Genomic DNA, 11,483 nt, shown 5'->3' with positions numbered 1-11,483 from the left:
GCAGGTGGCGCCAGTCGCGCAGGCGGTGGCGCCGGTGCTGGAGCAGCCGGTTGCGCAGGCCGCGCCGGTGGTACAGCAGGTGGTGGCCGATGCGGGGCAGCAGGTCGTCGCGGCGGTGCCGCAGGCCGCGCCTGTGGTGGAGCAGGTGGTGGAAGGCGTGAACGCGCAAGTCGATTCGTTCCGGGCCGCGGTGGCGCAGATGCCCGCGCTCACCCCGGAAGCCTTCATCGCCGCCCTGCAGCCCGCCCCGCCGGGCGCGTGACCGCAACGACACGGATGACGCCGTGACCGCAGACGACAACGCCGGCAGCGACTCCGCCCCCGGCCCCCTACCCGCCGGGTCGGACCACGAACCGCCGCACCTGCCGATTGTCCGCGGCCGCGCCCACGAATTGCGCGGTGAACTCACCGATCTCGCACCCCGGCACCCATGGTGCCCGCTCTATTCGACCGCCCGCCGCGGCGGCGTGCTGCGCCCCGGCACCCCGGATGACAGCGCGCTTCGGATGGACGGCGATTACTGGGCCGAGAACGTCTCGCAGGCGGTCGAGCTCGCCGCGGCGTTGGACGGTGTTGTCGCGGACGGCTTTTCGACGGTGCTCGAGGTCGGTCCCACCTCGGTGCTGACCTCCGCGGTGCGGGAGCGGATCGCGCTGCGGGACGGGGCGTGGCCCGTGCTGGCGGCGGATGACGAGGCGGGGAGTCTGTTGCGCACGATCGCGCGGCTGTATCTGGCAGGGCGGACCGTGGATTGGACCGCGCTGGGTCCGCACACGACCACGCCGCCGCAACGGCAGTGGCGGAGACCGGATTCCGGCGATTCGGGCAGTTGGCCGCGGCCCGGGTTCGCCGCGGACGGACATCCGCCCGGTCCGGTGTTCCCGGAGGTCGAGATCCGGCCCGAGGGGACGTATGTGGTCGCGGGCGGGCTGGGGCCGCAGGGGGAGGCCGCGGTGCGGTGGCTGCTGGCCGCCGGCGCCCGGGACGTGGTGGTGCTGACGCGCACGCCGCGGCCGCTGCCCGCGCGGCTGACCGGGATGGAGGATCGGATCGTGATGATGCGGTGCGACTGCGCCGATCGCGCCGACCTCGCGACGGCCCTGCAGGATATTCGCGAATGCGGGGCGGCGGTGCGGGGCGTGGTGCACGCCTCCGGCGCGACCCGACTGGTGGCGGCGACCAATCTGCTGGAACTGACCGCCCCCGATCCCACGGACTTCACCGTGCTGCTGACCTCGGCGCCCGGCGCGGGCGGCCCGGAGGCGGTGCGGGAACTCGCGGACGCGCAGGCGGATCGGCGGGTCATCTGCGTGGAATGGGAGGTCGGGCCCGCGGCCTGAGCCCGGATCGGCGCGGGCTGAGGCATGATGACTGGATGGCGGATCCCGAGATCACGGTCGAGTGGAAGAAGGAGCCGGACGAGCACGACTACCCGGCCGCCGCGGACTACCTCGAGATGCTGGCGGAGCCGGACGTCATCGAGCGGGTCGTGCGATCGTTGCGGGACGCGCCCGTGACGTACAAGAAGGCCAAGGATCTGCTGCGTGCTTCGCGGCTGGAGATCCTGCCCAGCTACAACCCCTATGTGCGACGCGACCTGGCCAAGATCACGGCCGGTAAATCGCTCTCGCCGATCCTGGTGGTGCGCGGCGACTTCCGCAAGAACGTGCCCATGCAGATCGTGGACGGCTACCACCGGGTGTGCGCCATCTACTACACCGACGAGAACATCGCGATCCCGGTGAAGATCGCCTCGCTGCCGTGAGCTCGGCGTGAACTTCCAGACCCTCACCCTGATCACCCTGCTCGGCCTGGCCGGACCCTGGCTGGCGTGGCGGCAGTCCTGGCATCTGCCGGTGATCCTGGGTGAGCTGCTGGCCGGGATCGTGTTCGGCACCACCGGCTTCGGCCTGCTGCATCCGTCCGACCCGACCTTCACCTTCCTCGCCGACGTCGGCTTCGCGGTGGTCATGTTCGTGGCGGGCACCCACGTGCCGGTCCGCGACGCGGCCATCCGTTCGGCGCTCGGGCACGGTGCGGTGCGGGCGGTGGCGGTGGGCGTGCTGGCCATGCTCGCGGGGGTGGGCATCGCGGCCTGGTTCGATACCGGGCACGGGCTGCTCTACGCGGTGCTCATCGCCTCGTCGTCGGCGGCGATCGTGCTGCCGATCATCGATTCGCAGGGACTGGGCGGAAAGCCGGTCCTGGAGTTGACCGCTCAGGTCGCCCTCGCCGACGCGGCCGCGGTGGTCGCGTTGCCGCTGGTGATCGATACCCGCAATGCGGGCCGGACCGCCATCGGCGCGCTGCTGGTCGCCGCGGCCGCGGTGATCGTCTACTTCTTCCTGCGCTGGCTCGAGGATTCCGGCATCCGGCACCGGCTGCACACGGTATCCGAGGACCGGAAGTTCGCCCTCGAATTGCGGGTCAGCCTGGTACTGCTGTTCGCGCTCGGCGCGCTGGCCACCCGCGGCCACGTGTCGATCATGTTGGCGGGGTTCGCCCTCGGCCTGGCGGTGGCGGCGGTCGGCGAACCGCGCCGGGTGGCCCGGCAGCTGTTCGCGCTGAGCGACGGATTCCTCGCGCCCCTATTCTTCGTCTGGCTGGGTGCGCGGCTGAACCTGCGCGAATTCGGCGACCACCCGTACCTGATCCTGCTCGGCCTGGCGCTCGGGGCGGGCGCGGTGCTGGCCCACACGCTCATGCGGGTGCTGGGTCAGCCGGTTCCGCTGGGCGCCATCGCCTCGGCGCAGATCGGGGTCCCGGTCGCGGCGGTCACGGTGGGCACCGAGCTGCATGTGCTGAAACCGGGCGAACCGGCCGCGCTGATGTTCGGGGCGCTCATCACGATCGCTGCGGCCGCCTGGGGCGCGCGAAGCGCTGCCCAGACCCAGCGGGACAACTGATCTCGTGAGGCGAGGGTAACCCCCGGGTACGCCCAGAATCGGGTTGGCTCCCAACCGCCGGACCGCAGGTGGGACCGGGAACGGCACTCAGTCGGGCGCTGAAGTCCCAGGGAGGCGGGGGAGCTCGCGACCGAGAAGTTTGTCGGTCTCGCGGCGCTCGCGCTTGGTGGGGCGTCCCGCACCGCGATCCCGGCGCGGCATCAGCGCGGCCAGCTGCGGATCGGGCGGAGGCGGACTCTTGTCGATCATGCACTGCACGGCCACGGCCGCGCCCACCCGTTTGGTGATGAGCTGCTCGACGATGACGATGCGCTCGGTCCCATGGACCCGCACCCGGATCTCGTCACCGGGCTTCACCGAGTGCGCGGGTTTCACCGGCACGCCGTTCACCCGGACATGCCCGGAACGGCAGGCCGCGGCGGCCGCCGAGCGGGTCTTGAAAATGCGGACGGCCCAGGTCCAAGAATCAACTCGGGCCTGGGCCGTAGTGCTCAGTGGAGCAGGGGTCACGCTCTAGACGATACGGTCACGCGTTCACGCGGCGCGCGGTGACCACCTGGCTGGCGTGCAGCGGGGTGTAGGAGACCGGGGTGCCGGACTGGACCGCGTTCAGCAGCTTGCCGTCGCCGGCGTAGATGCCGACGTGGCCGCCGCCGTTGGTGATGACGATGTCGCCGGGCTGCAGGTCGTCGAAGGCGACCGGGGCGCCGACATTGGACTGCTCGAAGCTGGTGCGGGGCAGCTCGATTCCGGCCTGCTTGTAGGCCCACTGGACCAGACCGGAGCAGTCGAAGCTGTAGGGACCGGTCGCGCCCCAGGAGTACTGGGCGCCGACCTTGGTCTCGGCCGCGTGCAGGGCGATGTCACCCACCGAGCTCGGCTTGTTGAAGATGGTCGGCAGCTGGAACTGCGGAGCCGGGGTACCGGGCTGGGCGCCGACCTGCGCGCCGATGCTCGGGTTCTGCAGGGCCGTCTCGGCGTTCTTGACGGTCTCGTTGAACGACTGCACCTGGGGCGCGAATTCGTCCGGTACATCGAAGTTTCCGATGCCGGGGATCTCGACGGTGGCGGCCGTGGCGGTGATCGCCGGGAAGACACCAGTAGTCGTCGCCGCCATCGCACCCATCACGATGGCACCCTTCACGGAAGCCGGAAGCTTCGATTCCTGCTGCAAGCTGTGCTTACCCACTGAGACGCATCTCCGATCGTGCTGCTTGTAACTTCACGGGCTGCCTCTCCGATGAAGCAACAGACTCCGCTAAGTCACGAGAAGATTACGACTCGGCCGCCACGTTGTCCACCCGACACGGGCGGCATGTCCGATGTTTCCGAAAACGTCCCGCTAAGCGGTCATTTCGGTGTAAAGAGCCGTGGATCACGAGACGATATAGGTGATCGTTCCGGCCGTTATCAACCCTTGGCCTGGGCCGCCCGCTCCAGCTCGGCAATCCGCCGGCGCGCGTCGGCGAGGTCCACTTCCAGCTGGCCCAGGGCCATCACCAGCGGACCCACCGCGAGGTCGGCCACCAACTGCGGATCGTCGTATCCGCGCTCGATGGCGACCAGGATGTTGTTGCGGATGCGCGCGGCGACAACCGCCTCGGCGGGGACGTTCCAGGACTCGACCACCTCCGCGACGGTGGGGGGTACGACTTCTTCCGACATGAACCCTCCTGCCCTGGATCCCAACGAATCAGGCATAAGGGTAGAGACCCCGGGCGACACCGCGGGCACATGTGCCGCATGCCGGTTGATAGCTGTCTCTAGGGCCCGCCGTAGATACCCGGATAATCGGTGATTCCCGCGCTACGGTTGGGCCGCATGGACCCCGTCAAGAATCCCTACGCACCCGGCGCGGGGCAGCGGCCACCCGAACTCGCGGGCCGGGACCGGCAGCTCGCGGCCTTCGACATCGTGCTGGAGCGGGTGGCGAAGGGCAGGCCGGAACGCAGCGTCATGCTCACCGGACTGCGCGGGGTCGGAAAGACGGTGCTGCTCAATCAGCTTCGCTCCGCCGCCCGCGGCCGCGGCTGGGGCACCGGGAAGCTGGAGGCGCGACCGGATCAGGAACTGCGGCGGCCGCTGGCCTCGGCGCTGCACATGGCGGTGCGTTCCCTGGCCGTGGGACACCGCAATCCGGAGCAGGTGGACGATTTCCTGGGGATTCTCAAGGCTTTCGCGCTGCGCTCCACCGCCGACAAGGGCATGCGGGAGCGCTGGAACCCGGGCATCGACGTGCCCGCGGTGACCGGGCGCGCCGATTCCGGGGACATCGAGATCGACCTCGTCGAGCTGCTCATGGAGGCGGCGGCGCTGGTGCGCGATCACGGCGTCGGGATCGCGGTGTTCATCGACGAGATGCAGGATCTCGGGGCCGCCGACATCTCGGCCATCTGCGGGGCCTGCCACGAATTGAGCCAGGACGCCGCGCCTTTGATCGTGGTCGGGGCGGGGCTGCCGCATCTGCCCGCGGTGCTGACCGCGTCCAAGAGCTACTCCGAGCGGTTGTTCTCCTATCACCGGATCGATCGGCTGGATCGGGAGTCGGCGGATCAGGCGCTGATCGCGCCCGCCGAGCGGGAGAACGTGGCGTACTCGGCGGAGGCGCTGGACACGCTCTACAAGAAGGCCGACGGGTACCCGTATTTCGTGCAGGCGTACGGGAAGGCGGCGTGGGACGCGGCGGCGCGCAGTCCGATCTCGGCCGAGGATGTGGCGGTGGCGGCACCGGCCGCGGAAGAAGAATTGGCGGTCGGTTTCTTCGGCTCCCGCTACGAGCGAGCGACCCCGGCGGAGCGAGAGTACATGCGCGCCATGGCCGATCTGTCCGGCGACGACGGCCCGGTCGCCACCTCCGCGGTCGCGAACGAGCTGGGCCGCAAGCCGGCGTCGCTGTCCCCGGCGCGCGACGGGCTGATCAAGAAGGGGCTGATCTACTCCGCGGAGCGCGGGACGATCGGTTTCACGGTCCCGCATTTCGGCCGATACCTGCGGGGCGTGCAATAGCTATCGAATAGCCGCTCAATCAAGATCGTCGCGTGACCGGCGTTCTTGATCTTTGCCAGGCCCTACCGGCGGGTAACAAAGACTCCTACACTCGAATGTGATTCTCATCACGGTCGAGGAGGACATCATGGCGACTGTCGCCAAAGTCGACGCCACCGAAGAACAGGCCCGGGCACTGGTCGAGGAATCCCGCGAAACCACCTGGGCCAAGCCATCGTTCGCCAAGGAGATGTTCCTCGGCCGATTCCGGCTCGACCTCATCCATCCCTTCCCCCGCCCCAGCGCCGCCGACGAGGCCAAGATCGAGGCCTACCTGACCCGGCTGCGCGCGTTCTGCGAGACCATCGACGGCCTGCGCATCGAGGCCGAGGGCCGCATCCCCGACGAATACGTGCGCGGGCTGGCCGAACTCGGCTGCTTCGGGCTCAAGATTCCCGAGGAATACGGCGGGATCGGCCTCTCGCAGGTCGGCTACAACCGGGCGCTCATGCTGGTCGGCTCCGCGCACGCCAGCCTCGGCGTGCTGCTCTCGGCGCACCAGTCGATCGGCGTGCCCGAACCGCTCAAGCTGGCGGGCACCCCGGAGCAGAAGCGAGAGTTCCTGCCGCGCTGCGCCAAAGGCGCGGTCAGCGCGTTCCTGCTCACCGAACCCGATGTCGGCTCCGATCCGGCGCGCATGGCCTCCACCGCCACCCCGACCGCCGACGGCGAGGCCTACGAGCTCAACGGCGTGAAGCTGTGGACCACCAACGGCGTGGTCGCCGAACTGCTGGTGGTGATGGCGCGGGTGCCCAAGAGCGAGGGGCACCGCGGCGGCATCTCCGCGTTCATCGTGGAGGCCGACAGCCCGGGCATCACCGTGGAACGGCGCAACGGGTTCATGGGTCTGCGCGGCATCGAGAACGGCGTCACCCGCATGCACGATGTGCGGGTCCCCAAGCGGAACCTGGTGGGGCGTGAGGGGGACGGGCTCAAGATCGCGCTCACCACCCTCAACGCGGGCCGCCTGGCGATTCCGGCCATGTGCACCGCGGCGGCCAAATGGTCGCTGAAGATCGCGCGGGAGTGGTCGGCCACCCGGGTGCAATGGGGTCGCCCGGTCGGCGAGCACGGCGCGGTCGGCACCAAGCTGTCCTTCATCGCCGCAACGACTTTCGCGCTGGAATCGGTGCTGGACCTGTCGGCCACCATGTGCGACGAGAACCGCAACGACATCCGCATCGAGGCCGCGCTGGCCAAACTGTGGGCCTCGGAGATGGCCTGTCAGATCGCCGACGAGCTGGTGCAGATCCGCGGCGGGCGCGGCTACGAGACGGCCGCGTCATTGCGGGCCCGCGGCGAAAGGGCGGTCTCCGCCGAGCAATTGCTGCGTGATCTGCGGATCAACCGCATCTTCGAGGGCTCCAGCGAGATCATGCGCCTGCTCATCGCCCGGGAGATGGCCGATGCCCATATGGCCGCCGCCGGCGCCCTGGTGGACCGCAACGCCGAACTCAAGGACAAGGCCAAGGCGGCGGTCGGCGCGAGCGGCTTCTACGCCAAGTGGTTCCCGCAACTGGCGGTCGGCGCGGGCACCGCACCGGTGAGCTACGGCGAATTCGGCCCCCTCGCACGCCATATGCGCTACGTCGAACGCATGTCGCGCAAGCAGGCCCGCGCCCTCATGTACGGCATGGCCCGCTGGCAGGCCAAGCTCGAATACAAGCAGGGCTTCCTGGGCCGCATCGTCGACATCGGCGCCGAGCTGTTCGCCATGGCCGCCGCCTGCGTCCGCGCCCAGTCCCTCCGGGTGGCGGGCGGCCCCGACGGCGAAGCCGCCGAGGAACTGGCCGAAGTGTTCTGCCGCCAGTCCCGCCTGCGCGTCGAGCACCTCTTCGACGCCCTCTGGTCCAACACCGACGACGCCGACACCGACCTGACCCGCGGCATTCTCGACGGCCGCTACCGCTGGGTCGAAGGCGGCGCCCTGGACCCGAGCGAGGACACCGGCCCCTGGATCGCCGAATGGCAGTTCGGCCCGTCGACGGAACCGAACCTGATCCGCCCGTTCCTGCCGTCCACGAAGGCCGAGGCCGCCACCTAGCCGAGTCGGCCGGGCGAAGGCGGACACCCGGACGCCGAAACAGGGTGTCCGCCTGCCGGTTCCGGCTCGAAACCGATAGCAGTCTGCCGGTGTCTAGTGAATTGCCTATATAGCGGCAGATTCTCAGGACGAGGGGTGTGGGGCGAAGGCTCGGGCCCAGATCTCTCGGATGGCGATGGCGAGCAGGACGACCAGCAGGGCCGGGAACACGGCGAGGTTCGAACCGCCGCCGCAGGCGCCGGGGATCACGGACCAGATCAGGATGGCGGCGAGCAGTGGGGTGCCGACGGTGATCAGGCCGGGGATGAGGCGGCCGACGGCCACGGCCTCGACGGCGGCGGCGATGATCAGCGTCAGGAAGGCCACCGCCGCGATCGGGCTCGTCACGCAGAAGCCCTCCGAGGGGAGGTAGTCGGCGTAGCGGCGTGGCATCTCGCCGTCACTGGTCCAGCCGAGGCGGGTGGTCCCCGGCCAGAGAGTCGCGACGACGAAGACCCACCAGCAGGCGTGGCCGGTGACATGGACGAACCGGAACACGCGGTCTCGCGTCACCGGCCCAACTGTAGTCGTGCACTATCTAGACATTTCTATTGTTTTTGCTAGATATAAGTAGATATCCATGAGGTGCAAGTTGCCGAGACGGGGGCGGATCCGTCGGCAGGCTGTATAGATCAGCGGAGACAGTTGGACAACTTGTGCATAACGCCTGGTGTAGGGGGTTAACGCGGGGGGCATCCATTCCGACAACCGGGCAAGAAGGCGCACTCTTCAGGAGGACGTCATGTCCACGCTCAATTCCCGTGCGGCCGATTTCGACGGCCGCCACATCACCGTCACGGCCGATGACGGGGTGCCGCTCGCGGTCCGCGAGTTCGGCGCCACCGATGCCCCGGTCACCGTGGTGTTCGTGCACGGACACTGTCTGCGCGCCGAGTCGTGGGCGTTCATGCGCGGGCATCTGATGGAGACCTGGGGCGAGGACACCCACATGGTGTTCTACGACCATCGCGGACACGGGGATTCGGGCAACGCGGACCCGTCCACGTACACCATCGAGCAGCTGGCCAAGGATCTGGACGCGGTGCTGCGGGCCGTGGTGCCGACCGGACCCGTTGTGCTGGTGGGGCATTCGATGGGCGCGATGACGGTGCTGGCGTACGCGCGGCTGCACCCGACCGCGATCGGGACCCGGATCGTGGGTGTCGGGCTGATCTCCAGTGCCGCCAACGGGGTGACCCGGGTGGGGCTGGGGCGGCTGCTCAGCCCGCCGGCGGTGAGCTCGCTGCGGGCGGCGGTGAAGCGCGCGCCGCGGGCCATGCAGGCCTCGAAGCACCTGAGCCGCAGGATCTTCGAGCCGATCATGCGCGACGCCACCCTGGGCACCCGGAAGGTGAGCCCGCGCATGCTGGCGGTGGCGACGGCCATGCTCAACGACACCTCGCTGCTGACCATGGCCAGCTTCCTGGAATCGCTGATCCAGTTCGACGAGTCCGCGACCCTGCACCGGCTGGGCGAGATTCCGGTGCTGGTGCTGGCCGGGTCCGCGGACATCATGATCCCGTTCGCGCATTCGGTGGTGCTGGCATCCCAGGTCGACGACGCCGAACTGGTGCGCCTGGACGGGGCCGGGCACAGCGTGATCCTGGAGCGGGCCGAGGAGGTGGCCGCGGCGGTGGTCGGGCTGGTGGCGCGGGCGACCGCGGCGATGCGCGCCGGGAAGCCGGATTTCGGTTCCGACGGCGGGCCGGAATACGCCATCGCGGGGTAGCCGGAACCCGCTCGGCGACGGCCCGATTCGTAGATCTGAAACGTGTCAGACCTCAATTCGAGCCCTCGCGACAGGCCCCGGAGCTGCGAATATCCATCGCGGACGAGACGAATCCCGCATGATCACGTACTGTGTTGTAGATCACGATGTGTGGTCTGTCACACGGGTCGAGGAGGTTTTCGATGACACGCAGCGAGATTGCGGAACTCCGCTACGCGGTGGGCCAGCTCCGCCAGTGCGTGGGCGCCCTGCGCTCGCACTACGGGGACGCGGGCACGATCCGCCGGCTGGAGAACGATCTGGAGCGGCTCAGCATCGATGCCGATGAGTTCGAGCAGACCCCGCCCCCGGAGTCTCCGGCCGCGAAGCAGGAGACCATCTACGTCCCCGACGCCAAGCACGACGAGGCGGCGTGGATGGGCGCGCAGGACGAGGGCCTCGGCTTCCACTCCCGTCCCCGCACCAAGTAGCTAATCCTTTTTCTCGAAGAGCAGCAGAGCCACCTCGACAATGGCGTCGGGGCTCGGCAATTCGGCCAGCGCGTCGGGTGGGCTCAGCTGCCGCTGCAGTGCGCGCTGATGAGCCGCGCCGACCAGCAGCAGGGCCGGGGTGCGCAGATCCCCGGCCACGACACCCCGGGCCGACAGGTGCGCGACCACGCCGTCGACCGCGCGATGCGGGCCCAGATCCAGATCCCGGCTGCGTTCCCGGTAGACCGCCCGCAGTTCGGCATCCGACTGCACCGCGGCCATCACCGGCAGCGCGGACACGAAGAACTCCTCGAGCGTGACCAGCAGGGCCGTGAGGTCCGTGCGCAGATCGGTCACGGGCGTATCGGCCAGCAGGTCCTTGAACGGCCGCAGCCGATCCTGGATCACCGCCTGTAGCAGGCCCATTCGATCACCGAAGTGATAGAAGATGCTCGATTCGGCGACCCCGGCACGGGCCGCGATCTCCTTGGTGGACAGCCGGGCCAGCCCGGATTCCGCGAGAACCCGCTGCGCCGCGGCGATCACCGCCTCGCGCACGCCGGTGCTCGGCCGCCCTCGGGCGCGGGTCGCCATGTCGCCTCCTGCCACCTCCGGCGGTTTCGACCGCCGCTTTCCGTCACGACCCTTGCAGTATGCCGTACCTGGTCGTATTTTCTGAGTAGGCACTCAGTAAATAGCGCACCGGAGGTCTCCGCGATGTCCCAGCCCATCACCACCACCCCGAACCCGGCCGCCACCCGCAAACAGGAACGCCTGGACGCCGTCATGCGCTGGATGCTGCGCTCCCCACTGCACCGCGTGGTCAGCGGAAAGCTGCTCATCATCACCGTGATCGGACGCAAGAGCGGGCGCGAGTACGCCAACCCGGTCGCCTACGTCGCACACGACGGCACACTGCTGATCGGCACCGCGGCGAAATGGCGGCGCAATCTTCGCCCCGGCGAGCCGGTCCGCGTCACGCTGGGACGCCGCGAACTCACCGCCGACTGGGAGGTGATCACCGACGTGGACGCGGCGGCCGAGCCGTACCGAATCATCCTCGAGCACAACCCGACCCACGGGAAGTACGCCGGAATCAGCCTGCACCCGGACGGCACCATCAATCGCGAGGAACTGGCGGCGGCCGTCGCCGAGGGCGCCGCCGTCGTCCGTCTCCACCCGCTCTGGTAGCGCGCGGCGCACGCCGATTCGTCAGGGACGGTGGCGGCCCCGCGGGCGGCGGCCGCCCG

General features: G+C 69.3%; 14 protein-coding genes. 9 read left to right on the top strand and 5 right to left on the bottom strand.

Annotation, left to right across the window (positions count from 1 at the left end):
* The 4 genes from ACWELJ_RS30770 to ACWELJ_RS30755 all read left to right on the top strand — a co-directional run.
* A partial coding sequence (locus ACWELJ_RS30770; RefSeq protein ID WP_452369608.1) for a hypothetical protein occupies positions 1 to 262 on the top strand: 262 nt, incomplete at its 5' end.
* A gap of 22 nt (positions 263 to 284) precedes the next feature.
* Complete coding sequence (locus tag ACWELJ_RS30765; RefSeq protein WP_452369607.1) at positions 285 to 1,340, top strand: KR domain-containing protein; 1,056 nt, start codon at positions 285 to 287, stop codon at positions 1,338 to 1,340.
* Positions 1,341 to 1,375: 35 nt separating this feature from the next.
* Positions 1,376 to 1,765, top strand: coding sequence for a hypothetical protein (locus ACWELJ_RS30760; RefSeq protein ID WP_452369606.1), 390 nt, complete (start codon positions 1,376 to 1,378; stop codon positions 1,763 to 1,765).
* Positions 1,766 to 1,772: 7 nt separating this feature from the next.
* Positions 1,773 to 2,906: a cation:proton antiporter gene (locus tag ACWELJ_RS30755; protein ID WP_452369605.1), complete on the top strand. Its 1,134-nt coding sequence runs from the start codon at positions 1,773 to 1,775 to the stop codon at positions 2,904 to 2,906.
* 87 nt (positions 2,907 to 2,993) lie between these two features.
* Here the strand turns inward: ACWELJ_RS30755 and ACWELJ_RS30750 are convergent, their stop codons facing one another.
* From ACWELJ_RS30750 to ACWELJ_RS30740, 3 genes are all read right to left on the bottom strand, one after another.
* Positions 2,994 to 3,416, bottom strand: coding sequence for an RNA-binding S4 domain-containing protein (locus ACWELJ_RS30750; protein ID WP_452369604.1), 423 nt, complete (start codon positions 3,414 to 3,416; stop codon positions 2,994 to 2,996).
* 16 nt (positions 3,417 to 3,432) lie between these two features.
* A complete protein-coding gene (locus ACWELJ_RS30745; protein ID WP_452369603.1) occupies positions 3,433 to 4,032 on the bottom strand; it encodes a C40 family peptidase in 600 nt (199 codons plus the stop codon).
* Between the two features lie 284 nt (positions 4,033 to 4,316).
* Positions 4,317 to 4,571 (bottom strand): hypothetical protein, encoded by a 255-nt coding sequence (locus tag ACWELJ_RS30740; RefSeq protein ID WP_452369602.1) that lies wholly within the window; start codon positions 4,569 to 4,571, stop codon positions 4,317 to 4,319.
* Positions 4,572 to 4,727: 156 nt separating this feature from the next.
* On the opposite strand from ACWELJ_RS30740, the gene ACWELJ_RS30735 reads away from it, so the two are divergent.
* Both ACWELJ_RS30735 and ACWELJ_RS30730 read left to right on the top strand, forming a co-directional pair.
* Positions 4,728 to 5,912 (top strand): AAA family ATPase, encoded by a 1,185-nt coding sequence (locus tag ACWELJ_RS30735; RefSeq protein ID WP_452369601.1) that lies wholly within the window; start codon positions 4,728 to 4,730, stop codon positions 5,910 to 5,912.
* A 127-nt stretch (positions 5,913 to 6,039) separates the two neighbouring features.
* Positions 6,040 to 7,995: an acyl-CoA dehydrogenase family protein gene (locus tag ACWELJ_RS30730; RefSeq protein WP_452369600.1), complete on the top strand. Its 1,956-nt coding sequence runs from the start codon at positions 6,040 to 6,042 to the stop codon at positions 7,993 to 7,995.
* Between the two features lie 123 nt (positions 7,996 to 8,118).
* On the opposite strand, the gene ACWELJ_RS30725 is transcribed toward ACWELJ_RS30730, so the two are convergent.
* Entirely contained in the window at positions 8,119 to 8,547 is a 429-nt protein-coding gene (locus ACWELJ_RS30725) for a hypothetical protein (protein WP_452369599.1), read from the bottom strand.
* Between the two features lie 229 nt (positions 8,548 to 8,776).
* On the opposite strand from ACWELJ_RS30725, the gene ACWELJ_RS30720 reads away from it, so the two are divergent.
* Together ACWELJ_RS30720 and ACWELJ_RS30715 are read left to right on the top strand one after the other, a co-directional pair.
* Complete coding sequence (locus ACWELJ_RS30720) at positions 8,777 to 9,763, top strand: alpha/beta fold hydrolase (RefSeq protein WP_452369598.1); 987 nt, start codon at positions 8,777 to 8,779, stop codon at positions 9,761 to 9,763.
* A gap of 182 nt (positions 9,764 to 9,945) precedes the next feature.
* Positions 9,946 to 10,233 carry a hypothetical protein gene (locus ACWELJ_RS30715; protein ID WP_452369597.1) on the top strand — a complete coding sequence of 96 codons (288 nt, stop codon included), beginning with the start codon at positions 9,946 to 9,948 and terminating at the stop codon, positions 10,231 to 10,233.
* Here ACWELJ_RS30715 and ACWELJ_RS30710 read toward each other — a convergent pair whose 3' ends face one another.
* Positions 10,234 to 10,827, bottom strand: coding sequence for a TetR/AcrR family transcriptional regulator (locus tag ACWELJ_RS30710; protein WP_452369596.1), 594 nt, complete (start codon positions 10,825 to 10,827; stop codon positions 10,234 to 10,236).
* Between the two features lie 123 nt (positions 10,828 to 10,950).
* On the opposite strand from ACWELJ_RS30710, the gene ACWELJ_RS30705 reads away from it, so the two are divergent.
* Entirely contained in the window at positions 10,951 to 11,424 is a 474-nt protein-coding gene (locus tag ACWELJ_RS30705; protein WP_452369595.1) for a nitroreductase/quinone reductase family protein, read from the top strand.
* The last annotated feature ends 59 nt before the right edge of the window (positions 11,425 to 11,483 follow it).

Source organism: Nocardia sp. NPDC004582 (genome assembly GCF_053602115.1).
This window is presented reverse-complemented; position numbering and strand designations above follow the sequence as displayed.

Excerpts from the sequence above, each read along its gene's own strand:
- ACWELJ_RS30720 (WP_452369598.1), top strand. The coding sequence starts at position 8,777 with ATGTCCACGCTCAATTCCCGTGCGGCCGATTTCGACGGCCGCCACATC.
- ACWELJ_RS30760 (WP_452369606.1), top strand. The coding sequence starts at position 1,376 with ATGGCGGATCCCGAGATCACGGTCGAGTGGAAGAAGGAGCCGGACGAG.
- ACWELJ_RS30710 (WP_452369596.1), bottom strand. The coding sequence starts at position 10,827 with ATGGCGACCCGCGCCCGAGGGCGGCCGAGCACCGGCGTGCGCGAGGCG.
- ACWELJ_RS30715 (WP_452369597.1), top strand. The coding sequence starts at position 9,946 with ATGACACGCAGCGAGATTGCGGAACTCCGCTACGCGGTGGGCCAGCTC.
- ACWELJ_RS30705 (WP_452369595.1), top strand. The coding sequence starts at position 10,951 with ATGTCCCAGCCCATCACCACCACCCCGAACCCGGCCGCCACCCGCAAA.
- ACWELJ_RS30735 (WP_452369601.1), top strand. The coding sequence starts at position 4,728 with ATGGACCCCGTCAAGAATCCCTACGCACCCGGCGCGGGGCAGCGGCCA.
- ACWELJ_RS30740 (WP_452369602.1), bottom strand. The coding sequence starts at position 4,571 with ATGTCGGAAGAAGTCGTACCCCCCACCGTCGCGGAGGTGGTCGAGTCC.
- ACWELJ_RS30745 (WP_452369603.1), bottom strand. The coding sequence starts at position 4,032 with ATGGGTGCGATGGCGGCGACGACTACTGGTGTCTTCCCGGCGATCACC.
- ACWELJ_RS30730 (WP_452369600.1), top strand. The coding sequence starts at position 6,040 with ATGGCGACTGTCGCCAAAGTCGACGCCACCGAAGAACAGGCCCGGGCA.